This window comes from Phycisphaeraceae bacterium (genome assembly GCA_019454185.1).
Classification (GTDB): domain Bacteria; phylum Planctomycetota; class Phycisphaerae; order Phycisphaerales; family UBA1924; genus JAHBWV01.
This window is the reverse complement of sequence record CP075368.1, coordinates 920,074-944,483: the sequence shown is the minus strand read 5'-3', so window position 1 is coordinate 944,483 and position 24,410 is coordinate 920,074. Positions and strand designations below refer to the sequence as shown.

Annotated in this window: 23 protein-coding genes and 1 tRNA gene; 11 read left to right on the top strand and 13 right to left on the bottom strand. The window is 63.6% G+C overall.

Annotated elements, in window-relative coordinates; genetic code table 11:
- The first annotated feature begins 49 nt into the window (after positions 1 to 49).
- The 8 genes from secA (at position 50) to KF838_03860 (ending at position 12,921) form a co-directional block, all read left to right on the top strand.
- Positions 50 to 4,096: a preprotein translocase subunit SecA gene (secA, locus tag KF838_03895; protein QYK48997.1), complete on the top strand. Its 4,047-nt coding sequence runs from the start codon at positions 50 to 52 to the stop codon at positions 4,094 to 4,096.
- Positions 4,097 to 4,203: 107 nt separating this feature from the next.
- A complete protein-coding gene (locus KF838_03890; GenBank protein ID QYK48996.1) occupies positions 4,204 to 5,049 on the top strand; it encodes a prepilin-type N-terminal cleavage/methylation domain-containing protein in 846 nt (281 codons plus the stop codon).
- A 194-nt stretch (positions 5,050 to 5,243) separates the two neighbouring features.
- Positions 5,244 to 5,317 (top strand) — tRNA-Pro (locus KF838_03885).
- A gap of 115 nt (positions 5,318 to 5,432) precedes the next feature.
- Entirely contained in the window at positions 5,433 to 6,998 is a 1,566-nt protein-coding gene (locus tag KF838_03880; protein QYK48995.1) for a site-specific integrase, read from the top strand.
- Positions 6,999 to 7,136: 138 nt separating this feature from the next.
- Positions 7,137 to 8,378 (top strand): hypothetical protein, encoded by a 1,242-nt coding sequence (locus tag KF838_03875; protein ID QYK48994.1) that lies wholly within the window; start codon positions 7,137 to 7,139, stop codon positions 8,376 to 8,378.
- A gap of 291 nt (positions 8,379 to 8,669) precedes the next feature.
- On the top strand, positions 8,670 to 8,888 hold the full coding sequence (locus tag KF838_03870; protein QYK48993.1) for a hypothetical protein: 219 nt from the start codon (positions 8,670 to 8,672) through the stop codon (positions 8,886 to 8,888).
- 1 nt (position 8,889) lies between these two features.
- Positions 8,890 to 11,379, top strand: coding sequence for a hypothetical protein (locus KF838_03865; GenBank protein ID QYK48992.1), 2,490 nt, complete (start codon positions 8,890 to 8,892; stop codon positions 11,377 to 11,379).
- 195 nt (positions 11,380 to 11,574) lie between these two features.
- Positions 11,575 to 12,921, top strand: coding sequence for a ParB N-terminal domain-containing protein (locus tag KF838_03860; GenBank protein QYK48991.1), 1,347 nt, complete (start codon positions 11,575 to 11,577; stop codon positions 12,919 to 12,921).
- A gap of 8 nt (positions 12,922 to 12,929) precedes the next feature.
- On the opposite strand, the gene KF838_03855 is transcribed toward KF838_03860, so the two are convergent.
- From KF838_03855 to KF838_03825, 7 genes are all read right to left on the bottom strand, one after another.
- A complete protein-coding gene (locus KF838_03855; GenBank protein QYK48990.1) occupies positions 12,930 to 13,316 on the bottom strand; it encodes a type II toxin-antitoxin system death-on-curing family toxin in 387 nt (128 codons plus the stop codon).
- 6 nt (positions 13,317 to 13,322) lie between these two features.
- Positions 13,323 to 13,550, bottom strand: a complete 228-nt coding sequence (locus tag KF838_03850; protein QYK48989.1) for a hypothetical protein — start codon at positions 13,548 to 13,550, stop codon at positions 13,323 to 13,325.
- 147 nt (positions 13,551 to 13,697) lie between these two features.
- Positions 13,698 to 13,964 (bottom strand): hypothetical protein, encoded by a 267-nt coding sequence (locus tag KF838_03845; GenBank protein ID QYK48988.1) that lies wholly within the window; start codon positions 13,962 to 13,964, stop codon positions 13,698 to 13,700.
- 3 nt (positions 13,965 to 13,967) lie between these two features.
- Positions 13,968 to 14,654, bottom strand: a complete 687-nt coding sequence (locus KF838_03840; protein ID QYK48987.1) for a winged helix-turn-helix domain-containing protein — start codon at positions 14,652 to 14,654, stop codon at positions 13,968 to 13,970.
- Positions 14,655 to 14,756: 102 nt separating this feature from the next.
- Positions 14,757 to 15,008, bottom strand: coding sequence for a hypothetical protein (locus tag KF838_03835; GenBank protein QYK48986.1), 252 nt, complete (start codon positions 15,006 to 15,008; stop codon positions 14,757 to 14,759).
- 42 nt (positions 15,009 to 15,050) lie between these two features.
- Positions 15,051 to 15,413 carry a hypothetical protein gene (locus KF838_03830; GenBank protein QYK48985.1) on the bottom strand — a complete coding sequence of 121 codons (363 nt, stop codon included), beginning with the start codon at positions 15,411 to 15,413 and terminating at the stop codon, positions 15,051 to 15,053.
- A gap of 39 nt (positions 15,414 to 15,452) precedes the next feature.
- A complete protein-coding gene (locus KF838_03825) occupies positions 15,453 to 15,704 on the bottom strand; it encodes a hypothetical protein (protein QYK48984.1) in 252 nt (83 codons plus the stop codon).
- Between the two features lie 259 nt (positions 15,705 to 15,963).
- Between KF838_03825 and KF838_03820 the strand changes: the two genes are divergently transcribed.
- The 3 genes from KF838_03820 to KF838_03810 are packed head-to-tail and all read left to right on the top strand — an operon-like array spanning position 15,964 to position 17,079.
- The gene (locus KF838_03820; GenBank protein ID QYK48983.1) at positions 15,964 to 16,416 is read left to right on the top strand and encodes a hypothetical protein; all 453 of its coding nucleotides are present in this window, start codon (positions 15,964 to 15,966) and stop codon (positions 16,414 to 16,416) included.
- Positions 16,407 to 16,667, top strand: coding sequence for a hypothetical protein (locus KF838_03815; GenBank protein ID QYK48982.1), 261 nt, complete (start codon positions 16,407 to 16,409; stop codon positions 16,665 to 16,667). Before KF838_03820 ends, KF838_03815 begins: the two co-directional genes overlap by 10 nt.
- Before the next feature lie 16 nt (positions 16,668 to 16,683).
- Positions 16,684 to 17,079: a hypothetical protein gene (locus KF838_03810; protein ID QYK48981.1), complete on the top strand. Its 396-nt coding sequence runs from the start codon at positions 16,684 to 16,686 to the stop codon at positions 17,077 to 17,079.
- A 550-nt stretch (positions 17,080 to 17,629) separates the two neighbouring features.
- Here KF838_03810 and KF838_03805 read toward each other — a convergent pair.
- The 6 genes from KF838_03805 to KF838_03780 all read right to left on the bottom strand — a co-directional run bounded on the left by KF838_03805 (position 17,630) and on the right by KF838_03780 (position 24,050).
- Complete coding sequence (locus KF838_03805) at positions 17,630 to 18,703, bottom strand: hypothetical protein (GenBank protein QYK48980.1); 1,074 nt, start codon at positions 18,701 to 18,703, stop codon at positions 17,630 to 17,632.
- Positions 18,704 to 18,747: 44 nt separating this feature from the next.
- Positions 18,748 to 20,697 (bottom strand): hypothetical protein, encoded by a 1,950-nt coding sequence (locus tag KF838_03800; protein ID QYK48979.1) that lies wholly within the window; start codon positions 20,695 to 20,697, stop codon positions 18,748 to 18,750.
- Positions 20,698 to 21,223: 526 nt separating this feature from the next.
- Entirely contained in the window at positions 21,224 to 21,907 is a 684-nt protein-coding gene (locus KF838_03795; GenBank protein ID QYK48978.1) for a hypothetical protein, read from the bottom strand.
- A 109-nt stretch (positions 21,908 to 22,016) separates the two neighbouring features.
- Positions 22,017 to 22,634: a hypothetical protein gene (locus KF838_03790; GenBank protein QYK48977.1), complete on the bottom strand. Its 618-nt coding sequence runs from the start codon at positions 22,632 to 22,634 to the stop codon at positions 22,017 to 22,019.
- A 149-nt stretch (positions 22,635 to 22,783) separates the two neighbouring features.
- Positions 22,784 to 23,413 carry a hypothetical protein gene (locus KF838_03785; GenBank protein ID QYK48976.1) on the bottom strand — a complete coding sequence of 210 codons (630 nt, stop codon included), beginning with the start codon at positions 23,411 to 23,413 and terminating at the stop codon, positions 22,784 to 22,786.
- Between the two features lie 28 nt (positions 23,414 to 23,441).
- Positions 23,442 to 24,050: a hypothetical protein gene (locus KF838_03780; protein ID QYK48975.1), complete on the bottom strand. Its 609-nt coding sequence runs from the start codon at positions 24,048 to 24,050 to the stop codon at positions 23,442 to 23,444.
- Between the last annotated feature and the right edge of the window lie 360 nt (positions 24,051 to 24,410).

Sequence of the window (24,410 nt, the reverse complement as noted above, 5' to 3'; positions counted from 1 at the left end):
AACCGGCGAACCCTCGCGAGTTCGTCGGCAGCAAGAAGAAGGTAGAGCCATGGCGACACAGGGCATCCCAGTTGTTGGACCGTTGCTGAACAGGATCATCGGTTCGCGGAACGACCGTTTCGTGAAGAAGTACACGACGCGGGTCGCCTCGATCAACGCGCTCGAAGCCGAGACGCGCCTGCTGACCGATGGCCAGTTGCGTACCAAGCTCCTGGAGTTCCGCGAGCGTCACGATAAGGGGCAGACGTCAGAGGATTTCCTTGTTGACGCTTTCGCCATCGCAAGAGAAGTGATGGACCGCTCCGTCGGCATCCGATCGATCTTCAACCCTGATCGCCAGTTCGATGCCTCACGGCTGAACTCCGACGCCCGCGCCATGTACGACGAGACCCGCGCGGCGATGGAGGCCACGCCGATCATCTACCCGCGGACCTATGTCGGAGCCCTGCCGGAGGGCACTGCTCGCGAGACGGAGGACCGCTTTCTCGGCCACTCTTCGCCCGTGCCGGGTTGGATGCAGGTCGAGATTCCCCCGAAGCTCTACGACGCCGTCAGAGAGCTGATCCCCGAGAGCCGCCCGCCGTTCAGAAGCCGGCCGTTCGATGTGCAGTTGATCGGCGCCATGGTCCTTTCCGGGGGCAAGATCGCCGAGATGAAGACGGGCGAGGGCAAGACGATCGTCGGGCCGCTGGCGTGCTATCTGGCGGCGATCGAGCGGATGAAGATCCACGTCGTGACCGTCAACGACTATCTCGTGCAGCGCGACCGCGACTGGACGTTCCCCTTCTTCCACTGGCTCGGTCTGAATGTCGGGGCGATCCACCCGATGCACATGCAGCCGGAGGATCTGAAGCGGCTCATGTATCGGTGCGATGTTGTCTACGGCACCACAGCCGAGTTCGGCTTCGATTATCTCCGCGACAACATGAAGCGTTCGACGGAGCAGCAGGTCCAGAGAAAGCGGCAGTTCGCCATCGTTGACGAGGTGGACTCGATCCTGATTGACGAGGCACGAACGCCGCTGATCATCTCGGGACCGGCACACGAGGATCTTCCTCGGTATGAGCTGGCCGACCGCCTGGCGCGTCACCTCGTAGAGAAGCAGCGTCCGTGGAATGAGGCGGACGAAATCGTTCAGGCGTGCAAACGCAAGATCAAGGGTATCGAGGGCGATATACGGCAGGTACGGGACAAGGGCCAGATCCCCGAGCTTCAGAAGCAGCTCGCTGCGGCAAAGGAAGAGCTGCCGGGTGTGGAGCAGGCCCGCGATCGGCACACCCAGTACTACGAGCTCCACCTCGAGAGAAAGAGCTGCCACGTGACACACGATGGCGTCGCGGAGGCGCAGCGTGTCGCGAACATCGGCTCTTTCTACGTCGGTGAGAACATGGATGTCCCCCACCTCCTTGAGCAATCGCTGAGGGCTCACGCGGTCTATTACCGCGATCGGGACTACATCGTGATGGATGTCCAGAACGCGCAGACCGGACGCCCAGAGCCGAGCATCGTGATCGTCGACGTGAACACCGGGCGGCCGATGATCGGGCGCCAGTGGTCCGACGGCCTCCACCAGGCGATCGAGTGCAAAGAGAAGGTGCCGATCAAGCAGGAGACACAGACGGTCGCAACGATCACGATCCAGAACTTCTTCAAGATGTACAAGCGGCTCGCCGGCATGACGGGCACGGCCGATACCGAGGCACAAGAGTTCCACGACATCTACAAGCTCGACGTGGTCGCGATCCCCACGAACAGATCGGTCGTCCGCCGAGACTTCAACGACACGGTCTACCTCACCGGCAAGGACAAATGGAACGCGATCGTCGATGAGATCAAGGCGTTCAACGACGTTGGCCGACCGATCCTGGTCGGCACCACGAGCGTCGAGAAGAGCGAAACGCTCTCACAGATGCTGACGCGGCGTCACGGCGTCAAGCACGACGTCCTGAACGCCAAGCAGCACGAACGCGAAGCACACATCGTCGAGAACGCCGGCCAACTCGGGCAGGTCATGATCGCAACGAACATGGCCGGACGCGGCACGGACATCAAACTCGGCACGCTCACGCGCGAGGCGCAGCTGGAGCATTGGCTGAAGCGCGGCATCTGCCCGAGAACTGTTACGATTGAGTCCTCGGACGAGCAGCTCCGCGAGGGTATCTACAGAAAGGTCGCGCAGACCGATCTTGAGATGCGCAAGCAGGACGCCGAGCAGACGCCGTATGAAGAGCTGGAACTCCGACTCCTACGCCATTGGGCGACGAAGTACACGATGGTCGGCGAGAAGCAGGCCGCGTCGATGGATGCTGAGTCCCTGCGGAAGGAACTCGATACCAGCGGGCGGTTCCTGCTGCATCGCATCCGCTGGTTCACGAGCATCGAGGATCTGGGCGGCCTGCACGTGATCGGCACCGAGCGTCACGAGTCGCGTCGTATCGATAACCAGCTGCGTGGTCGCTCCGGGCGCCAAGGCGACAAGGGATCGAGCCGCTTCTATGTCGCTCTCGACGACGACCTGATGAAGATGTTCGCCGGCGAGACAACGATGCGGATCCTGGCCCGCATGGGCATGCGCGAGGGCGACGCCATCGAGCATCCGATGCTGAACAAGAGCGTCGAGCGAGCCCAGCGCAAGGTCGAGGAACGCAACTTCCAGATCAGGAAGAACATCCTTGAGTACGACGAGGTGATGGAGCACCAGCGTCAGACGTTCTACGGGCTGCGTCAGCGCGTGCTCGACGGACGCGACGTCAAGGGCCTCATCTTTGAGTATCTTGAAGGCGTTGTCGATGACGCTTGCGATGAGTATCTCGACAAGCACTACGCTACGCAGTGCGCTGCGACATTCGCCGGCCAGAAACTCAGTTGCGAGATCCCGCCTGATCGTCTCCGCGGCAAGGACAAGAACGAGATCGAGATCCTGTGCCGGCGTGAAGCAGTCGCGGACGCGAACACGGTGATCACCGTGACGCTCGGCGAGTACATGCCCACCGAGGGATCGGACGTCGAGATGGACTTCGACTCTGCCGGCCTTATCCGGTGGGCCAGCAACCGCTTCGGCGTTGAGATCGCCCCGGAAGAGGTCAAGGAGCCAACGGCCGAGGTCCGACGCGCGATCCAGGAACGCCTCTCGGTCGCGGCTCAGGCGAAGATCGAGGAGACCGATCTCAGCGGACTCGATGCGTTCTTCGCCCCGGACTACGGCGCGAAGACGCTCGCAACATGGGCGATGAATAAGTTCGGCCTTGAGATCTCCGCCGACGAGATCGTGAAGGCGGAGGAATCTGAGAACTCCTCCGCTCGCGACGCGATCATGGCCCGCGTCTCCGAGATGTACCGCGAGCGCGAGGTCACCTACCCGGTCGAGTTCCGGATGGAGATCACGATGATGGCGGCTCAGCGCGGCCCGCTTCAGGCACTTGAGGCGTTGGCGGCCTGGGCACGACGCCGCTTCGGCGTCGATTGGACCGCGGACACCCTGAAGAGCACGCCGCCTCCGAAGGTGAGAGACATGCTCCTCGAGCAATCAAAGGCGTTTGTCGAGCGTGATCAGCTCCAGAAGGACATCGATGAGGCGATGGCCTTCAAGACAGATGAAGAGTTGGATGCGCATCTGAAGGCGAAGTACGGCGGATTCCTGCCCGAGAACCTCAAATACCTCACGCCAGATGAACGTCCTGATGCAGTGCGTGCGCTCATCGAGAACGTACAGCGAGCCGAGCTCGTGAACCTTGAGCGGACGATCGTGCTGGACATTCTCGATCAAACGTGGCGTGACCATCTCTACGCGATGGATCAATTGCGGGACGCGATCGGTTTCCGCGCGTTCAGCCAGCAGGATCCCAGAATCGCTTACAAGCGGGACGGCTCCGCGCTGTTCAATACGATGCTCGGCGATGTGCGAGAGCGTGTCTCCGACTACATCTTCAAGGCAAGGGTCAGCGCGGCATCACTGCTCGGGCATGTTGTGCAATCTAAGGGCGGGCCGGCCATGCCGCCATTGGGCGGCTCGCGTGGCCCCACAGCAGCGCCACCGGCCGCGCGAGGCCCCGCCATGGGTCCGGGCGGCATCACCGGCCCGGGGCTCGACGGATGAACGCAACCCTACAGATCGCTGGATCCGACAGGTTGAGTCAAGCGTATCCCTCCGTGGACGGGTGGGCCGCCTTAGGATGTCACTCCGCACATGATCGAGGGCTGCCTATGAACTTCGCCAATACCCAGACCCACGTCGATCGTTCCTCCAGGGGCGGCTTCACGCTTCTGGAACTGCTGATTGTCATCGCCGTCATCTCGCTGCTGATCACGATCTCGCTCGCCGTTGGCAGCAAGGTCCTGTCATCAGGGAGAGAGACGCTGACAAGCAACGTCGTGAGGTCGCTCGAAACCTCGTTGACATCGTACATCGCTGATACGGGAGACAAGATCCCGAACCCGCTTGTGGAGCACCCTGATTCAACATCTGGCTCGATTCGGTGGCAGCCCGTCTCGGATGTCCTGCGCGGCTCTGGCGACTCACCCGACGATGAGATGGTGAACTCTGTCGGGTGGTACATCTACCAGATGAGGGACGTCTCTTCCGTGAATGCCACGATCTCCGGTCTTGCGACGAACGTTGTCAAGCAGTTCGCACCCAAACTCGATTCCACTGGGTCTTACCCGGCGTGGGGTCAGCCGCCGCTCACCACCGTCTTCGACGGTTGGGGACGACCGTTGCGTTACGTACATCCCACCTTTGATGGCGTGATCCTGCAAAGTCCTAGGCCATACGACTTCGGCAAGAACCCCGGAGATAGAGGCGGCGGGATCAGCGAGACAGACATCAGGGAACTCGCTCCGATAAAGACAGGCGAATCATTTGCGTTCAACAGTCTGCGAAGAAACATGCGGACAAATATCGACCCAACAGGCAGAATCAACTTGGCCGACAGCGATGGAGCACTCTGCCCGAACAACCGCCCGTACTTCTATTCGGCAGGGGCCGACGGCGATCCGTCCACGATCCTCGACAACGTCTACTCGACGAAGCCGACTTTCCAGACCGAGTGATCGACCGGTTCAGACGATGGCGACGCACTTCCTGCCCCTCCGGATGCTCAAGGAGTGTCAAGCACCCATCCGAGACTCCCAGGTATCAGACCTGTGAAGATCGAGTGGCATCGTACTTTCTGCTTGGCGGAGGGCTATCATCCGCCCGAAGTTCAAGATGTCGTATGCGGCCCAATGCCGCAGCGGCACACATCCGGGGTGTAGCGCAGCTTGGTAGCGCGTCTCGTTCGGGACGAGAAGGTCGCAGGTTCAAATCCTGTCACCCCGATTTCCGTAAGTCTCGCTGAATACGCAGTTTGCGTATACCCGCTCGATGTCGAGTGGTGCAGCCGGACGCCATTTCAGCGCGGTGTTACACCGCGCTTGGCGCTGGAGTGCACCGAATGAGCGGCAAAGAGCGTCGGAAATCCACCCACAAGCAGTTGGAAAAGGGCTCGAAAGAGGGCGGTTTGCGTGCGCGAACCTGCGACCCTCTCGCACCCAAAGCGCAGGTCGCAGGTTCAACGCGAGCTGGGGATCGCGGGCCTCGCAGCGGCGCGCCGAAAGCCACATCAAGAGGTTCATCCAAAACGCCCGCGTACCGCGCGCGGCCAGAGTACGGGCAGGCGATCGTCACGCTGACGGACAAGACCTCTGGCGCGCGGCGTGACTACTGGCTGGGCGAGGTGGGCTCGCCCGAGAGCCGCGAGCGGTATTACCGAACCCTGGCGGCGTGGGAGTCGCGCGGGCGCACCCTGCCGACGTTCGAGGAGTGCGGACTTGTGCCGACCTTCCACGCGATGAAGCGGAGGCGGGCCGAGCTGAACGCCACCGGCGGTGGCACCCGAGGAACCATCGCGGCCGCGTTGCTCCTGCACTGGCGCGAGGTGAAGGACACGGTCAGCTCCAAGCGGGCCAACGCCATCAAGGTGACGCTCCGGCTGCTGCGGGAGATGGACGGCTCGACGGCGATGAAGGACTACGGGCCGAATCGGTTGCGGCTCCTGAGGGAGCGGATGCGCTCCGGCGACGCGGACTCGGACCCGCCGCGTGAGCCGTGGTCGCGTCGGACGACCAACGAGCGGGTTCGGATCGTGCAGGCGTTCTTCAGGTGGGCGGTGGCGAGGGAGATGGTCCACGAGAGCGTGGCGAGGGCGCTGGAGATGGTGGACCCGCTGAAGCGCAGGCGGGGCGAGGCGGACGATCGGAAGAAGGTGCTGCCGGTCACCCAAGACCTGATCGACGCCACACTCCCCCACTGCTCGCGGCAGGTCCGCGCGCTGATCGAGTTGCAGTTGCTGACCGGCGCGAGGCCCGGCGAGTTGGTCGGGCTCCGCGCGATCGACATCCGGACCGATGGGGGCGATGGTGGAGAGGGGGTCTGGGTTTTCGAGCCGCAGGACCACAAGAACGCGCACAGGGGCCACACCCGAGTGATCCTGTTCGGGCCCCGGGCGCAGGAGATCCTGCGCCCGTTCATGTCCAGCCGCCCAGTGGACGCGCCGCTCTTCTCGCCCAGGGAGGCGGAAGAGGAACGCCGTCGTGCGGCACACGAGGCCCGCAGGACGCCCAAGGGATATGGGAATGGGCCGGGCACCAACCGGTCGCGGGCTCCGCGTCGGCCGCCGGGTGACGCCTACGACGTGGGCAGTTACCGGAGGGCGATCTGGCGTGCGTGCGACGCGGCGTTCCCCTTGCCGAAGGAACTGCGGAAGAAGAGATTCGAGACCGCCGAGGCGTGGCGCGAGCGGGTCGGTGACGAGGGCGCGGCGGCGGCCGCGCGGTGGCGGGGTGAGCACCGCTGGAACCCGCACCAATTGCGGCACACCGCCGCGACGCGGATCCGGAAGGAGCACGGGCTTGAGGCCGCGAGCCTGATCCTGGGGCACGCGAGCGCGGTGGTCACCGACGCCATCTACGCAGAGCGCGACCTCGGGACGGCGGCACGGGTGGCGAGGGCGTACGGGTGAACAGCGGCAGACGGCTTGACACGTCTTCAGCCCACTACGACCTGCCTGATCTGGACCGGCCCTTGACCGGGCGCTACGTTGGAGAATCCGAGCCGCGAACCTGTGAATGCGGCCGGATTCTGCTGAAAGGGGACGCGCATGGACGCGACAGAGCTGAGGGCTTTGAGGGCACTGGCGGAGCGTGACGTGTGGCCTGTGAATGAACTGCCGGAGTGGATCGATGTTGACCTCTTGCGTTGTCTCGATGTTGAGGGTGTCATCGAGGGGAGGTACGTGACAGCGCACAACAATGCGAAGTACCCGGGGGACGCTCCGAACATCACCTACAGCCAATCAACGTGGTTCTCACCACTTCAGAAACCGAGTTTGGCTGGCCCATGGGAGAACTGGGTTCGACCCGAGGGATACGACTGCTGGAACCCGCCGCGCGAGATCCGTATCTCGGATAAGGGCAGGGCGGTGCTTGCCCGGGCCGTGCGTTACTCCGAGTCGAAGCACCCGACGGATCCTGAAGCAGAAGAGGTGATGGCCCGGGCCGCGATGTTTCGCGCGTCGGGCGCGGATGTCTATCCGGGGGTGCTCCTCGTCATCCGAGGGGACAACTTCGCGCTGCGGCCTGTTGAGGACGTGGACTACTCGCCCGGGCGCGACGGAATCATCGGTATCGCCATGTGGGGTCTTGAAGCCAATACATCGGTGATTGGCGAGGATGGCGTTGCAGAGGGTGCCGTACGCATGATCGCAGTTGATCGCGAACAGCCCAGAACCGGTCTGTCGTTGGCTGACGCGTGGATCGCACGAGCGGACGTGGTGAGGCGGGTGCTTTCTGGCTCCACGCTGGGCGAGTCGGGCATGGATGCCGTTATGGAAACAGCGGCCATCAGACAAGTCGTCTCGGTGCTGAGGTCCCAAGCCGTCGCTGTTATTGCATTGCTCCCCGAGAATGCGACGGCTGCCCGCGCGGCGCTGGCCCGTGTTGCAGACGGTGAAACTCCGAAGGTGGACGATCTGAACGACGCGATTCAGGCCATCCTCGCGTCAGCGGTGGTCGATCGTTCGGAATCGCCGGCCCCACCAAGGACCGGTGCGACGGAGGACGAGGTCTCGGGAACCTCGAAATCGTCGAATGGCGCTCCAAAGCAACGCGTTCTTAAGGACGTGCATTGGACAGTCCTATGCGAAGTAGCGGCCTCGCTCTCCCCTTTCGAGCCTGCGTTGCGCGCCAACTCCAAGGGCTTGCCGAAGTACGACGCGCTCCTGCGTCGTCTTCGGGAGTTGGAGGTCGAGGGGCTTGTCGAACGCCCGCTCGGGGAGCGAAGCGGGTGGTGCGCTACGGAAAAGGGTCGTCAACGGCTCAAGGACAACGGCTTCAACATCTAGTTGCAAATTGCGCGCCGGTTAGCTGCCATTTCGCTCGCGACGGCGTGCGAACATATTGGCGTGAACGGAAGCCAGCGAAATCACGGGATTGCGGGCGAAGCAACGCGAAGGTTGGGCGACCTCGGCGACGTTCAGCCGTCCGCCGCACCGTCGTACATCTCCCTTTCGCAAGCCGCCCGCCTGGCTCCCGGTCGTCCTTCAGCCTCGGCGACGTGGCGGTGGTGTCGGAAAGGCCTGAAGGCTCGCGATGGGTCGTCTGTCTATCTCAAGCACGTCCGCGTTGGTCGGACAGTGTACACCACTGCGGAGTGGCTCCACGCCTTCTTCGAGGCCGTTGCCGCCGCCGACCAGAAGCACTTTGAGACCCGTGAGTCGCTGGCGGTTCAGGCTTTGGAGGGCGTCCTTGATCGGCCTCCTGCTAGCCCCAGCCCTTGCACGGGTCTGACGGGTCCTGCCGCACCGACAGGTCACGACGAACTCAACGCGGCACTCAAACAGGAGGGACTGTGAGATGATCGCCACCAGCGACCAGCATCCTGATCCTCGTGTCGTCGCCGAGTGCATCCCGGCGGAGTTGAAGACGATGCCGCGATGGGCGTGCTGGAAGGCAGTTTCGAACAGGGAAGGCGGCAAGCCCAAGAAGATCCCCATCGATCCACACACGGGGGGTGCCGCCAAGAGCACAGACCCGGCGACCTGGGGCACCTTCGATGAGGCGATCGCGAGTCTCGCGAGAGACCCCTCGCTCTCGGGCGTGATGTTTGCGCTCGGGGAGGACATCGGGATTGTCGGCGTCGATCTCGACGGCTGCATCGATGCCGACGGGGTCATGACACCCGAGGCACGGGTGCTGGTCGAGGAGTTCGACACCTACGCGGAGCGATCTCCGAGCGGCTCGGGTGTGAAGATGCTCTGCTATGGCAAGAAACCCGGCAAGCGGTGTCGCAAGAAGGACGTTCACGGGTGTCACGAGATCGAGGTCTACTCCAAGAAGCGGTTCTTCGTGATCACGGGCCTGCGTCTCGACGACGTCAGCCCGGTGATCAACGAGCGACAGGTCGAACTGGATGACCTGTACGCGACGATGTTTCCTCCGAAGCCAGAGCCGCCGCCGACGAACTCCGGTGGCGGCTTCTCCGGCGATGACAACGCACTGCTCCAAAGGGCGCGCGATGCAGCCAACGGCGGCAAGTTCACGCGCTTGTACGACGCGGGCGACATCAGCGAGTACGGCGGGGACGACAGCGCCGCGGACCTGGCGCTCGTCTCCATGCTGGCCTTCTGGGCCGGGCCGGACCCGGACCGGATCGACCGGCTGTTCCGTGGGTCGGCTCTGATGCGTGAGAAGTGGGATCGCGAGGACTACCGGGAGCGGACGATCAGCACTGCGCTCGATGGTATGACCGAGTTCTTCGGGCAGAGTCCGCCGCGCGTCAGTGCCTCTGGCACGCCCCTTCCTGAGGTTGAACTCGGCCCCGACGAGTACCGAGTGATCGACCAGGTTGTGGAATCGCTCGCGGCGGATCAGGAGGTCTACCAGCGCGGCGGCGTGCTCGTTCGGGTGGTCCATGTCACCGAGGGGAAGTCGTCGCGATCGGTCATCGTTCCGCTGGAACCGCCGACGCTCCGCGAGGTGATCACGCGCAATGTCGTGCTGCTCAAGTTCGACAAGAAGGCCCAAGACTTCGTTCCCGCTCACCCGCCGGGGTGGCTTGTCACGGGCGTGCACGCGCGCGGCACCTGGCCGGGCATCCGAACACTTGCGGCCATTGCGTCCGCGCCAGTGCTCCGTGCAGACGGCAGTGTGGTGCAGATGCCGGGATACGACGCCCAGACTCAGGTGCTGTACGAGCCGAACGTCGGGTTCCCGGTGATCCCGGACGAGGCCAATCTTGATGATGCGTCGGCGGCGATGGAGCGACTCCTCGACCTGGTGCGTGACTTCCCGTTTGCATCGGACGCCCACCGGGCGGCGTGGCTGGCGGGGCTGCTGACCTTGGTCGCTCGCCACGCATTCATCGGCAACGCGCCCATCTTCCTCATCGATGCGAACATCCGCGGCGCGGGTAAGACCTTGCTCGTGCAGGTCGCGGGCTGGATCGCCCTTGGGCACGACGTGCCCGTGAGCACATACAGCCACGATCCCGTCGAAATGCGGAAGGCGCTGACGACAATGGTGATGGCCGCCGAGCCCATGGTCCTTCTCGACAATCTTGCTGGGGTCTTCGGGAACGACGCCATCGACCGGGCCGCGACGAGTCCGAGGTGGAGAGATCGCATTCTCGGCGGGAACACGCAGGTCAACCTTCCGATGACGACGGTAATCTGGGCCACCGGCAACAACATCACGCTTCAGGCGGACACAACCAGACGCGTGATCCACATCAGGCTGGATTCGCCACTGGAGAGGCCCGAGGACCGCGCGAACTTCGTCCATCGCGACCTGCTCGCGTACGTGGCAAAGCACCGCCAGTCGCTCTATGTCGATGTGGTCACGATCCTTGCGGCATTCGTGCGTGCGGGGTGTCCGCTTCCCGAGGATCTTCGCGCCCTTGGATCGTTCGAGAACTGGTCTCGAGTGGTTCGTGGCGCGGTCATATGGGTCGGTCTTCCCGATCCGTGCTCCACGCGGGATGGCCTGGAAGTCGCCGCCGACGCCGAGAAGGAGATCCTGACGGACCTCCTCGACGCGATGGAGAGATACGACCCGCTCGGCAACGGCGTGGTCTTGGCGACGCTGATGGCGGATCTCTACCCCGCGCTCGGTTCTCCGCCCGCCGATGCCGCGAGCGTAGCCATGCGCACCGCGATCGAAACCGCAACCAACTGCCCGGCGGGCAAGCCCCCCGCCGCGCGCCAGGTCGGCAGCAGGTTCAAGCGGCTGCGAGACCGGGTCGTCGGAGGCCGCAAACTGACGTCCCGGCCGGGTGAGAAGCGGGCCGGAGGCGTGGTGTGGCGGGTCGTGAAGCAGGACCAGACCGGGGAAGGAGTGACTCAGTGACTCAGATGACTCAGAAATCGGTCATTCGCGAGATTTGGCGGAGGGGGCGACGCGGACCGGACGTACTCCCCGCTCTGCGAAATCCTCAGATCGTGCGTCGGCTGAGTCATCTGAGTCACTGAGTCATCGATTGAAGCGTGAGAAGTACGAACGGATGACGGACGGATGGGTCGCTGTGGGAACAAGGGGCACGACATGACGAGCGCGACGACGAACGGGATGGCGATTGAGATGCGGGGCGTGGATGAGATCACGCCCTACCCGAACAACCCGCGCGTGAACGACGGGGCGGTCGAGGCGGTGGCGAAGAGCATCGAGGAGTACGGGTTCAGGCAACCGATCGTCGTGGACAGGGAAGGCGTGATCATCGTCGGGCACACGCGATGGAAGGCGGCCAAGCACCTCGGGCTGGAGAAGGTGCCGGTCCACGTCGCCGACCTGACGCCCGAGCAGGCCAAGGCGTATCGCCTCGCGGACAATCGCACCGCACTGATCGCCGAGTGGTCGGACGAACTGCTCGCGGTCGAACTCGGCGAGTTGAAGGCGCTCGACATTGACCTCGGCGGACTCGGTTTCACGGATGTCGAGATCTCGAAGTTGCTTGAACCGGGCCTCGAGGTCGGCGCGACGGATCCGGACGACATCCCAGCGCCGCCTGATGAGGCGATTACGCAGCCGGGCGACCTGTGGATCCTCGGGAACCATCGCCTCTTGTGCGGCGACAGTGGGAGCGTCGCGGATCTCGATCGCCTGCTCGACGGCGCGGTCATTCACCTCTGTAACACGGACCCTCCGTACAACGTCAAGGTCGAGCCGCGGAGCAACAATGCGATCGCGGCGGGGTTGTCATCGTTCAGCGCGACGAACACGCAGCCGCGCAACCACCACCAGCGCTTCGACGCCGCTCGCAACCCCGGCAGCAAGAAGGGCACGGGCAAACAGATGCGGGCCAAGGACAGGCCGCTGGCCAACGACTTCGTCACCGACGAAGAGTTCGACCGTCTGCTGGATGCGTGGTTCCGCAACATCTCGCGTGTGCTGATGCCTGGCGGCGGGTTCTACATCTGGGGCGGCTATGCGAACTGCGCGAACTACCCGCCGGTGCTGAAGCGGCACGGGCTGTACTTCAGCCAAGCCATCATCTGGCACAAGATGCATCCGGTTTTGACGAGAAAGGATTTCATGGGAGACCACGAGTGGTGCTTCTACGGGTGGCGTGAGGGCGCTGCGCACCGCTTCTTCGGGCCGAACAACGTGCCGGACACGTGGTCCATCAAGAAGGTGAACCCCAACGCGATGGTTCATCTCACGGAGAAGCCCGTCGAACTCGCGCGACGCGCGATGGAGTACTCCTCGCAGCCTGGCGAGAACGTGTTGGATTTGTTCGGAGGATCTGGCAGCACTCTGATCGCGGCCGAGCAGACGGGACGCAAAGCGTTCCTGATGGAGTTGGACGCGCCGTACTGCGATGTGATCGTGCAGCGCTGGGAGAACTTCACGGGCAAGAAAGCGGAGCGGATCGCCGCGGCGGTGCGATCATGAAGAACGCTTCAATCCACGACGTGCTCCTTCAGGAACGCGGCGATCTCCGGCTTGGCGATCCGGCCCTGCGCGACGCCGAGCACATGGTCAACCAGCGCGTCATCGTCGATGGCCATCTCGATCCCGTTCAGATCGAGGAAGACCAATGCCACCGCTGTGCCGGTCCGCTTGTTCCCGTCCATGAACGGATGGTTCTGCACGATGTGGAAGAGGTACGCCGCTGCCATCTCAAAGAGATCCCCGTGAAGGCATCTCCCATCGAACATGGCGCGCGGCGTCTCTACGGCGGAGGTCAGCAGGCCTGGATCGCGGAGATCCGGGCTGCCGCCGTAGCGCTCGATCTGATCCTGGTGGATCTGCAGCACGTCATCGACGCGCAGCCATTCCGGGGTCATGCGAGCTCACTCCGCAAGACGCTTCAGGGCCTTGCCGTGCTTGGCGTTGACCTTCGCGAGCGACTTTGCCAACCGGCCATCGCGGCTAGCGTCGCTTGCCCGGCTGATCGTCAGCACCTTCCCGTCGGTGCTGACTTCCAAGGGAGCGCCCGGCTCGAAGTTCAGGAGTTCGAGGATCGGCTTGTCGATGACCAGCGCGTAGCTGTTGCCGTGCTTGGTGAGTGTCTTGATCATGGGGGCCTCCGGGAACCGTTACTACATCGTACATACGAAGTATACACTTCGGCGGTTTGCTCGCAAGGCATGAGCTGCGGGATGCCGCCGCACAAACACCCCGGCCATAGGCCGAGGTGGGGTTGTTCTCGGGCCTTAGGGGTCCGATCAGAGCGATTCTGCTTCGGGCAGCGGGCCGTCGCGTTCGGTGTCCCAGTCCACCTCGTCCTCGACGACCTGATCGAGGTCGCGGTCGGTCAGGTAGCCGACCGTCTGTATGCCTTGGCACTTCGCCACCGCGCGGGCGAGGCCGACCCATTCATCCACCGTCAGCATGTGTGCGGCGCGTGCTTCGAGGAGCGCGAGGGCTGCTTCAAGGACGGCGTCGCGGGGATCGAACTCCGGCGAACTCAGGTCGGGCGTCGTGGTCGTCATGGCTCACCCGCCCTTCCCGGACTTGGCGGTCGTGGGGGCCGCTGGGGTGCTGGCGAACATCCCGCGATCGACCTTCTTGAAGCGGGCGTCGGTCCCCTTGGCTGCGATCTCGCGGGTGATGGCGGCGTAAAGCGTGGCCTCGGGCGTCTTGCCGCCCGGGCTGGTCCAGAGGCCCTTGGCGTGCATGACCTCGATCATGTCGATGGCGCGGAGCGGGCGGTCGGACTCGGCGAGAACCTTCGCGGCCGCGTCGAGCGCCGAGATGCGCTTCGCCTTGGCTGGCTTCGCGGGCTTGGCCGCGGGGGTCTTTGCGTCCTTCGCCTCCTTGGCCACCTTGCCACCCGTCGCCCGAGGTTCGCCCGTGGGCGTTCCCTTGGCGGCGGTGGCGTTCTTGCCGCCACCCTTGGCGGGCTTCGCGCCGTGGGCGACCGTGGGCGGCGTCGGGGCCGCGTTCGTTCCCGCAAGGGCGGCCTCCAGCGCCGCGTCGTTCTCCAGCGGGTCGTTCTCCCACCCCTCGGGCTTGGACCCGCGCGATGGCTTGGTCCGCTTGGTGGCGTCCTTGGCGGGTGCCGCGTTCAACTTGGCGAGCGCGTCGGCGCGGGCTTTGTCGTTCGCGGCCGTGTCCGGCGCGGGCTTGCTGCTCGTCTTGCTGGCGGGCTTGGACTTCGTCGTGGGGGTCTTCTTGGACATGGTGGTCTCCGTCGTTGGGGTGGAACCCGGCGCACATCGCTCCGGGGAATCGCGCTCGCACCGGTCTCCCGGAGCGGCGCGTGGATGAGCGAGGTGTGGGGATCACCTGCTCTGCACGATGCTGATCTGGAAGACCGAGCCGTCGCCGAAGCGCAGGACGATCCCGGCGTTGGTGGTCATCAATCCGGCCCGCTCGAAGGTGCTGACGCTCGCAAGGTCCTCGAGGTCGCTGACCATGTCGCGGGCGATCTCGGCGAGCGCGATGTCGTCGTCCTCGCCCTCGACCTCGTCCCTGGCGTCGAGGATGTTCTGGATGGCGTTGAGCAGGATGTCCTGAAGGTCGGTGTCGTGCATGGCGTTGCTCCTGTAAACAGCGAAGCCCGCAGGTCGCGGGCTTCAGGTCGTCGGGTCGGTTGTGGCTCGGTCTACGAGGTCGGGGTTGCGGGGCTGGGTTCGGGCCTCCTTGCCGCGTGCCTCGTCGCAGGCGTCGCTTCGCCCCTGGCGATAGCCAGCGTGCAAGCCGGATCTGTACCCGCTCTCGAAGGCGTGCCGCACGATGTCGCGGATCGCGCTGACGGGGATCTCGTGGAAGTCGAGCGCGTCGCGGCCGCGAGTCTCCAAGGTCTCCAGCAGCAGTTCCGCCGTGGCCCATTCGAGTTCCTCGTCGAGGTCGTGGCGCTTGGCCAGCGCGTCGAGAGATGGCTTGCGGTTGAGATGATGTTTGGCGTGGGTGTCGTGGGGGTCGTGGGGGTTCGTCATGAATCGTCTCCGTCGGTGTGTGGCGCGTTGGTCGTCGGTTCAGCGGCTCGTCGGCCTCGGGGCGTACTCGTACCCGGCGTTCACCAGCCGCTCGGCGTCGGCGAGGCAGACCACCCAGTACGCGCCCTCGCCCAGCACCACCATCCCCGCGCTGGTGCGGTCGGCGATGCTGAAGGCGCTCTCCTCGCTGCGGACCACCACCGGTTGGTGGCGAAGCCCGAGGCGCTCGTGCGCCGCCCTCGCGGCGGCCTTGAGTTGGTGGAACGGCGAGATCTGGTTCGCGTGCGTCATGGCGTTCTCCTACGCGGGCGGCTTCGCCCACGTGGAACACATCAAGCCATGACACTCGTACACATGCAAGGCGTCAGCGACCGGAGTATGCTGTATTCCAGCGGATTCCGAGGGGTTTGTGGGCAACTGGGGCGACGTGGCGGACCTGTGGAAGCGCAAGTAGGCAGCCGCCTACATCGGGACGCGACGGGGTGCGGGTGGGTGCGAAGGCACGTGATGGGGTCAGGGGTCGCGTGAGCGCGGCGCATGGGGGCACACGTTGGCAACTCGAAGGTCCAGTTCGGGTCTGACGACGACGCAGGAGAAGGCGATCCTCGCGCTGCTCGACGAGCCCACGGTTGCGCACGCCGCCAAGGCCGCGGGCGTTGGTCGCCGCACGATGTACCGGTGGATGGACGACCCGAACTTCTCGAAGGCGTTCCGCAAGGCGCGGAGGGAGTCGTTCTCGCAGGCGATGGCGGCCAGTCAGAAGTTCGCGCCGGTGGCGGTGCAGGTGCTCGCGAAGATCATGGCCGACACGTCCGCGCCGATGAGCAGCCGCGTCTCGGCCGCGACGGCGCTCCTGAAGTTCAGCCGCGAGTCGATCGAACTGGATGACCTCGCCACCCGCGTGGACGACCTGGAGCGGTCGATGAAGGAGGCGTCGAGTACGCCGCCCGTGCCGCCGCCAACATCACAGCAGGTGAATTGGGGGGATCGAGCATGCGCCTGACCGGACGGCTGAAGCGGCTGGAGGAGCGGCGCGGCATCGTCGGTGCCTGCCCACGCTGCAACGGGCGCGGCTGGCCGCAGCACTTCGTGCAGGGGCCACCCGAGTGCGACCTGACGACCAAGCCCGGCGACCGGATCGGGTGCGACCGTTGCGGGCGCGTGTCGCACCCTCGGCTGGTGATCCTCGACAAGGCCGCCCCCAACCCGCTGGAGCAGTGGCTCGCGGCGGGCGGGACGTTCGTCACGTCGTAGCCAGGAGGAGCCGCCCATGCGATCGCTGCGGTCGCGTCTGAACCGAATCGAGCGGCAGTCGCAGCGCGACGAAGCCGAGAGCCGCGCGCATGACAACATGCTCACACACCGGATCTGCGCCCTGAAGGCGGCCCGCGAGCCGGGCTTGGCGCTGGTTCGCCCCGAGCACACCGACGGCGAGACGTACAGGCACATCCAAGAGATGCTCGCCTGGGCCCGCGGCGACTTCCGGGAGGCCGAGCGTCTGGCTGATCTCAACCCGAACAAGCACGTGCCGCCGCCGCCCGGTACGCCGTGGGAAGAGCAGATGCGATTGGCGCGGGAGGCGCTCGATGCGACTGCCGACGAAGCGCACGACCAGACAAAGCGCGTGGCAGCGGCCGTGCGTGCGGCGACCGGCGCGGACGCCTAGGTGGACCCGTGCGGCCCATGCGGCCCGTTGCCCGGCAACACGCCGAACTCTGGCGCGGGAACTCGCCATCGCCGGGCTACGTTCCGCGATTGAAAGCGGGGCTGGGGGATGGAGTGCAGCCCGGGGCCGTGCGGCCGTTGCGGCCATGCTTTGCACCATGTGTTCTGCCATGCCGCGATACATGCGACACATGCGATACGTTGAAACACGACTTCTGCAGTGCGAGCGTCGCGCGGACCATGCGGCCCCACCATGAAACCAGCCCCTTCCCGTTGAGGAAGAGGCTGGCTGCTGAAGACGCTTGGCCCGATCGGGCCGCGACGCGGATGCTGCTGATCAACCGGTCGCAACAGCGTCTTGGGAGGATCTACGACCAATATACCCCATGATCTGCTGATCGGCCACCCTCTCGCATGGGGAACCCCCAACAACGCCGTGGATCGTTACTTGCGAGGGAACGGAGCCGGGGAATGAAAACACAGGTCACGTTGCGAATGTTGCCTATCAACTGGGTTCGACCGAAGCCCAAGAGGCTCTGCGTGGTCACATGTCAGAGCCCATCGAGAATCGGTTCCTCCGGCGAGATGTAATGGGTTCTTCTGGTCGCAGGCTGCCCGTACAACTCGGGGCGGAGGTAGGTGCCGCGTTCATGATCCGGCTTCATCTTTTCCGTGGCAGGAGGATTGGCACGGACCCAGAGGTCATTGCGAACGGCCGTTACGGTCCAGCAGACCTCAAGCCCGGGAACTCCGCCACCGATGGCGAATGTGCCCTCGCTCACCTTCCGAGCAACATGCAGTGATGGCGAGGGCGCGCCGACGGGCGTGAGTTGGTACTGCGGATCCCTGGCAACCTGATCAAAGTAGTGCGGCAATGCGACCTGCGCGACGCCCGCATCATCGAGCGTCACCGTTCCCCGATACACGAGGTAGGGCTCCGGTCCCTCCGCGCTGTAGTGCAGCAGTAGGCGATTCTCAGGATCCTGCGGGTGGTCGATCACGAACGTCTTTGTGCCGCTCGCGGCGAGCGCCCCGTCGGCGTACACCGCATAGCCGGACGCCGATGTTGTGTAGCCGATCACGCCGTAGGTCGTGCCGTCAGCGCTGTTTGCCTCCCCGTACACGCCACGACCGCTCTGGCCAGAGGAGCGTCCATGGACGCCGACTGCGTTGACGCCCACGCCCGTCGCGCCCGCGACGCCCCGGACTCCGAATCCGAGCGGTGAGTCCGTCACGCCGCGCACGCCAAAGTTCACCCCTGAAGTTTCCGAGGCGCTCCCGTACACGCCGTGACCCGTGGACGACCGCGTGACGCCGAGAACACCGATGTTCGCACCAGTCTCCGCGACGGCTCTGCCATACACGCCACGGCCCGTCGTGTGTAGGCTCTGAGCCCAGAGGCCGTAAGTGGGATCGCCAGTGATTGTCGAGTTCTCGACATAGATGCCAACCGCCCGGTCTGTGCCGGACTGAACGGACAGCCGATGCACGGGTCCGTTCGTTCCGATCCCAACGTTGCCGCCAGTGAAGAAGATGTTGGGATTGTTCTGCACCCAGTTGTTCTGTGCTTGAGCGGAGAGTGAGACGCAGAACGACAACGACAGCACTCCGAGGGTCGCACGCATACGAAAGCCCTTTCTTCATGTGTTGAACGGGATATCTGCACGCGTCACCGCCAGACGCGGGCGTTTCTTGGAGAGAGCATCGTGAAACGGCCAACCGGGATGCGGCCTGTCGCGTAGTCCCACGCCGCGCCGACCTTGGCGTACTGGCCGCCCCAAGCAACCGGCGTTCCACCCTTGCGAACGAATGTGTAGATGTCGCCGAAGCGGAGGTTGTTTGAGTCACCCGGGTTCGTGGATGTTCTCGTGAGGTCGAGTTCTTCTCCACGCTGGATACCGAAGTAAATCGGCTCCGTGTCCCAGTTTGCCGTCCACTGGACGTTGTATCCCCGGTTCTTCTGGCTCTCGTTCCACCACGGACCGCTTGGCACGCCCACGAGCGCGATCCACGGCGCTCGTAGCCGCGCGGCCTGATTCGTCGAGATCGACTCACCCACCAGCGTGAAGTCCTCTCGGATCTCTTCGGAGTGGACCATCTGGACAAACCGACCGTCAAACTTGATCGCCGAGTCGAGCATGAGGCAGCGGTACCTCGTGTCCTGGGCGGCCCAGAAATCCAGCACGCTCTCCCGGTAGAACGCCGGTGTGAGGGGGGTGACAATACGTGCAAGGCACCCCGCGTTCTGCGTCACGTTCCCATCGTCGTCGAGCGACATTCCGCCGCCGGTGTAGAACCAGCCGCGGCGTCTCTCGTCGGACGGCCAGACACCCACGCCGCGCACGTTGTGGTCGGAGATCCCGAACTCGTCCCACGTCTCCTCCATGCTCGCCCACTGGGCGGCAGAGACGCACGGCGTGCCCGGTTGATCTCGCACATCGCCGAAGATGCCGGACGACACGATGTCGCCGGGGTACTGCCCGGCGACGCGGTTGAACATGATCTCGTACTCGTCGCATCCGTTGAGGCAGCCCAGCACCTGCTCCTTCAGCCACGCCGTGTTCGCTGCATACCACTGCGGAACGCGTCCCAGCGGATCGTTGTCGTAGTTCGCGCCGCCGAAGAGATTGATGAGCGCGACGGGCCGACGGTCCAGGCGGCGTTCCGGAGCCGGATTATCCGGCCCATAGGCCTGTGTGGCCGGATCTGGCTGCGTGATCGGCTTGCCGAACTCGATCGTCGCGCGCCGGGCCATCTCGTGGAAGACGAGGTTCAACTGCCCGTCGGTCAGGCGCTCAGTGTAGATCGCCACTTGGTCAACGGAGCCGGGGACTTCGCGGAGCGCGGGGGGCTGGTCAGGATCATCCGGGGGCGGCGGCGGAATGATCGTGTCGAGAAAGTCCGTCCACGTCGTCGGCGGGTCGTTGTTGTCGGTGGCGCGGGCTCCGACGGTGAGCCGCTTGTTGGCTGTGGTGTTGATACCGAAGCCGGTCGGGCCGCCGGTCGTCACGAGTTCGCCGTTGATCCAGATCTCGCGCACGGCACTCGGGCCGCCGGAGGCGCGATAGACGATCAGCGTCCGATTCGCCAGGTTGTCCACGGGCGCGTCGAGTTGCGAGATGAAGAGGTTGCGGGCGAACTCGACGCGGACGCTCGGCTTGGGCGAGGTCGTCGGGATGTAAGCGATGCGCCAGGAGCGATTCGCGTTGGCCGAGCCGCTCCACCGCCCCACAAGATGGGCGGCGGTCGTCTGAGTGGTCCACGCGACCACGGCCAGCGTGACGTTGGCGGGGCCGATGCTCAGGTCCGCCGCGACGGCGTCGAGCGACAAACGACTCTCGGACTGGCTGAACAGCGGGGCTGCCCCGACGTATCGAGTGTAGGGATTGGTCTTGGAGGTCTGGACCCGGAGGCGTGGTTGGCGACCAGTGACGGCCTCGGAGAAGAGCGGGCCGCCGATGCGGAGATTGCGCCACTCGCTCATGGCGATCGTGACCGGCGTCGTGTCACTGTTGGTGCGGGCGACACGCTCGGCCTGTGCATCGCAGTGGACACGAAGTGCTGGCGAGCCATCGTCGTAGCCGGGGAGTTTGCCGACCGGCCAGGCGCTCGGCGTCATGCTCAGATTCTCAAAACCGGTTCCTATGCCGGTGATTCGAAATGCTGTATTGCTCGTAGATTGCCCCGCTGGCGTGCCACGCAGGATGACACAGCCAGCGTCGATCGCACTGACAAATAGTCTTTCGTCATACGCAGTCGATGCATTGCTCTCATTATTAATGGCAATTTGCTCGGTCTGCTTTAGGCGTATAGCCACAGTTACGAGCCAATCGTCGCCGTCTGAGTCAATACTAAATATTGAAGATGCGGCAGGCAACCGTTCGTAGTCAGTAGTTATACGCCTGAACAAATGTCCTGCGTCTGCGTCCCAGCGCCACCCAACAATTGGTCCAAATGTTGCTAGCTGTACATCGCCGATCTTCTTGGTATCAATTACTCTTGACTGATCAACTTTTGGCACGAATTCTACAAGGCCTGTCACTCGGAATACAATACAGATACTGGTGCCTTCAGGGCCAGCAGCGTACGTACTTTCTAATGACCACAGGGCTGGCATGACACAAACTCGTTTCGGGATCACAGTGCTAGAGAGATCGCCTCTTGCGGTTCGCAGCAGCCGCCGCGCCCATCCCAAGAGCGACAACAGTCGGGGATGATGGTATCAGGTTCCGTACAAGTACCGGCACGCCTGAGTCGTTATACTCGTATCCAATAAGCCGCCACTGCGTGAGTGTGACTCGCTGAATCTGCATGAATCCAAACATGCTGAAATCGGACTTCGCATACCCGATATACACACTTCCACCATCGGGAATGGGCCTGATATCGAAGTCACCATCGTCACCCGTCTGGCTGATACTTGCTGGCCTGAGATCGCCGGTGCTGGAAGAGTACACCGGTGTGTCCCAGACGCGCATTGAATTGATTTCCGTATTGAGCTGGTTCAGTCCACCGTCAACAACAAGAGCCGGCGTCTGATATGGGAATGGCGGAAATTGAGGAAGCGCATTACCTGAAATACCTGCCTCAAGTGTTCCGCTAAAGGGCAGTGTAACAAATCCAAGTTTGAGCGAGTTCCGCAGTATCGGGCCAGCAGGGTATGGAGCCGTTGTCAATGCTGGCTCGAACAGCGCGATCACCATGTCATTGTTCGTCACGATCAACTCGTGGCTGAGTGTGACTGTCACGATACCGGCCATGGCGTCTCCTCCCAGCGCGACCGTGCAGCCGATCGCGGCGATGCGTGCGAGTGTTTGTGCGTGACTCATGCGCGTTCTCCTGCTCCAAGTGTTCCGCATTTCTCCAACTCCATCGACACTCCGCGGCGGCTGGCCCCGGGTACTCGGTATGAGCGCCAGGGGCCTGGCGTCGCGTCTCTCACACACATGCCGACCGCCGCTTGCGCCCACTGACTCCTACGCCAGCTCCGAGAATCGCAAGCGTGCTGCCGGATGGCACGATGTTCTGAACGACGATCGGTGCGCCAGAATCGTCATAGGCGTATCCAATCAATCGCCACTCATAGAGGGAGAGACGCTGGATCTGCATGTACCCAAACATACCGAGATCGGACGTAGCGTAACCGATATACGCGTAGCCACAGTCCGGTATCGCAGAAATATCGATCTGTCCACTACTATTGAACCCAATGAGCACTGCGGGGCTTACAACCCCATTGTCCAGATCAAAGTTAGGAGTTGCCCACTCTCGGCTTGAATCCATCGTTGTACCAAGCTGATTGAGCCCTCCGTCGATACACAGCGACAGCGTGAGAAATGGCTCCGGAGGGAATAGAGGCAGATCGTTGCCGGAGATAAGAGCTGTGATGTTCCCTCCAGATGGCTCAAACGCGAACCGAAGCGAGTTGTGCAGGATCGTGTCCGTCGGTGCTGTCGTGAGCGCGGGCGTGAACCCTGCAATGAAGATGTCGTTATGGTTGACGATCAGGTCGTCCTCAAAGTGGTCCGCGTAGCGATAGACGACGAGTCCGGCCATGGCGTTCCCTCCGATCGCTATTGCGCATCCGAATGTGGCGATACGTGCGAGTGCTGATTTGCGGTTCATTGTTTGATCCCCTCTTCTACTCAGTCCGGCCCGTGCATCCTTCGATTCGCATCATGCCGACATTCAGTTCGTCCAATTCCCTACGCTGATCTCCAGAAGAACCCCAGCCCGTTGCTCGCGGCAGAGGATGCTGTCCAACGCAACGACACAGCGATCCTCCTGAATCCCATCGCATCGAACACGACCGACGGGACACATGCCGAGGTAGCGGAGGCCAAGGAGCGATCCGAGCCCATGACAGCCAGTCCCGGTGGCTTCAGACCCCGGTCGTCCGTCACCCTGATCTGAGAGGCCATGAACCAGTTCTCCGCGAAGACGTTCTTGGGCGGGTTCGAGACGAAGGGGATGCCGTGGGTGGCTCCGATCGTGAACTCAACCTCGCCGAGGTACACACCCAGATAGGGCGTTTCGTTCTCGGGTCCGGCAGTCGCCTGTGACATCCCCCAGATTCTGGCAATGGCCGTCGGGAGTGGGGTCGCGTTCTTCACGAAGAAGAAGGCAAGCGAGCAGGACATGTCTCCCACGGGCTCGCCGGGCGTTGTGTCGTGGTCGAGTTGGAAGACGTAATTCCCAGAGAATGCAGGGTCGCCAACTGGCAATGAGGCCCTGTAGGCGTAAGCACCGACCGATGGCATTGCCGGGAGCGTCCCCGCGATAGGCGCGTACCGCCGCCACGCTCGCTGCATCGTTCCAGGTGTGAGTGTCGTCATCGTTGGTGCTCCTTGCCCCATGGTCCATTTACAAAGCCCGGGCCGACACGCCGCAGTTGAGCATGCCGTAGTCGTCGGCACCGTTACCGAGCCGGCGCGTCATCTGAATGCCAAGCGAGCCCGAGCCGATGGAATCGAAGAGGAGCATGCACATGCCAGACACGGCGTCCTGCCCCGCCACGCGGCAGGCAGGTGGCGTGAGTGAGCGGTCGGTAGTCACGATGATGTCGCGGGCGAATCGGTAGGGATTGGATTCAAGGCCGCCGGGGAAGACGTTGCTGGTGTGCGGGATCTGTGTGCCACCGAACTTGATGGTGATGTCTGCCAAGAGGACGCCGAGCCACGCCTCGGGAGGATTGGCCTGATGCGCGGCTTCCGAGAACGCCCAGATGCGAGCGAGCACTTCTCTCGGCTTGTCGCCGTCGGTCCGAGGCGTGCCGTAGAACGCGAGCGCAAGCGAGTTCGAGACCGCCAGCGGCGCTGCCGTTGAGCCGACAACGAAGAGACCGGTGCTGGTGTTTGTGACGGGCCGCGCCGCCTGATAGGAGTAGTCACTAGCGCCGAGCAACGAACTGATGTTGTCGGTGTACCCCTGGTTGGACCACGGGCGCTGTGCGGTTCCGAACGTCTCTGGCATGAACACTTCCTCCTGGCACGGCGAGCATTTCGCCTTACGGGGTAAGGACCGAGCGTCACACAGCAGCCGCCCAAGCAGGTCCTGACCCTTCGCCACTACATACGACGAGTGTGCCACGTTTCAGGCGATCCGCCACCCAAAATAATGGGATAAGTGATATTTCACACGCTCGCGTCCCTTCTTGGCCCATTCTGTCATAACCACGGGCCGCCTTGCCTCGACGGCCTGCTCGCCCCTCCATCTTCCGGTACCGCTTTGGTCGCCGGAGCGTAGCCGCGGGATGCTCCCGCAAACGGCCTCCCCAGCGGTAACCCCAGCGGGAGTAAGGGCATGCGAGGACGCCAGACACAGGACGCCACG

Bases quoted from the DNA above. Each gene is read 5' to 3' on its own strand.
- KF838_03845 (QYK48988.1), bottom strand. From the start codon at position 13,964: ATGACGACCACGACGCCCGACCTGAGTTCGCCGGAGTTCGATCCCCGC.
- KF838_03825 (QYK48984.1), bottom strand. From the start codon at position 15,704: ATGACGCACGCGAACCAGATCTCGCCGTTCCACCAACTCAAGGCCGCC.
- KF838_03860 (QYK48991.1), top strand. From the start codon at position 11,575: ATGACGAGCGCGACGACGAACGGGATGGCGATTGAGATGCGGGGCGTG.
- KF838_03830 (QYK48985.1), bottom strand. From the start codon at position 15,413: ATGACGAACCCCCACGACCCCCACGACACCCACGCCAAACATCATCTC.
- KF838_03890 (QYK48996.1), top strand. From the start codon at position 4,204: ATGAACTTCGCCAATACCCAGACCCACGTCGATCGTTCCTCCAGGGGC.
- KF838_03875 (QYK48994.1), top strand. From the start codon at position 7,137: ATGGACGCGACAGAGCTGAGGGCTTTGAGGGCACTGGCGGAGCGTGAC.
- KF838_03855 (QYK48990.1), bottom strand. From the start codon at position 13,316: ATGACCCCGGAATGGCTGCGCGTCGATGACGTGCTGCAGATCCACCAG.
- KF838_03800 (QYK48979.1), bottom strand. From the start codon at position 20,697: ATGACGCCGAGCGCCTGGCCGGTCGGCAAACTCCCCGGCTACGACGAT.
- KF838_03840 (QYK48987.1), bottom strand. From the start codon at position 14,654: ATGTCCAAGAAGACCCCCACGACGAAGTCCAAGCCCGCCAGCAAGACG.
- KF838_03865 (QYK48992.1), top strand. From the start codon at position 8,890: ATGATCGCCACCAGCGACCAGCATCCTGATCCTCGTGTCGTCGCCGAG.
- KF838_03880 (QYK48995.1), top strand. From the start codon at position 5,433: ATGAGCGGCAAAGAGCGTCGGAAATCCACCCACAAGCAGTTGGAAAAG.
- KF838_03790 (QYK48977.1), bottom strand. From the start codon at position 22,634: ATGGCCGGACTCGTCGTCTATCGCTACGCGGACCACTTTGAGGACGAC.
- KF838_03835 (QYK48986.1), bottom strand. From the start codon at position 15,008: ATGCACGACACCGACCTTCAGGACATCCTGCTCAACGCCATCCAGAAC.
- KF838_03810 (QYK48981.1), top strand. From the start codon at position 16,684: ATGCGATCGCTGCGGTCGCGTCTGAACCGAATCGAGCGGCAGTCGCAG.
- KF838_03780 (QYK48975.1), bottom strand. From the start codon at position 24,050: ATGCCAGAGACGTTCGGAACCGCACAGCGCCCGTGGTCCAACCAGGGG.
- KF838_03785 (QYK48976.1), bottom strand. From the start codon at position 23,413: ATGACGACACTCACACCTGGAACGATGCAGCGAGCGTGGCGGCGGTAC.
- KF838_03815 (QYK48982.1), top strand. From the start codon at position 16,407: ATGCGCCTGACCGGACGGCTGAAGCGGCTGGAGGAGCGGCGCGGCATC.
- KF838_03850 (QYK48989.1), bottom strand. From the start codon at position 13,550: ATGATCAAGACACTCACCAAGCACGGCAACAGCTACGCGCTGGTCATC.
- secA (QYK48997.1), top strand. From the start codon at position 50: ATGGCGACACAGGGCATCCCAGTTGTTGGACCGTTGCTGAACAGGATC.
- KF838_03805 (QYK48980.1), bottom strand. From the start codon at position 18,703: ATGCGTGCGACCCTCGGAGTGCTGTCGTTGTCGTTCTGCGTCTCACTC.
- KF838_03795 (QYK48978.1), bottom strand. From the start codon at position 21,907: ATGAGTCACGCACAAACACTCGCACGCATCGCCGCGATCGGCTGCACG.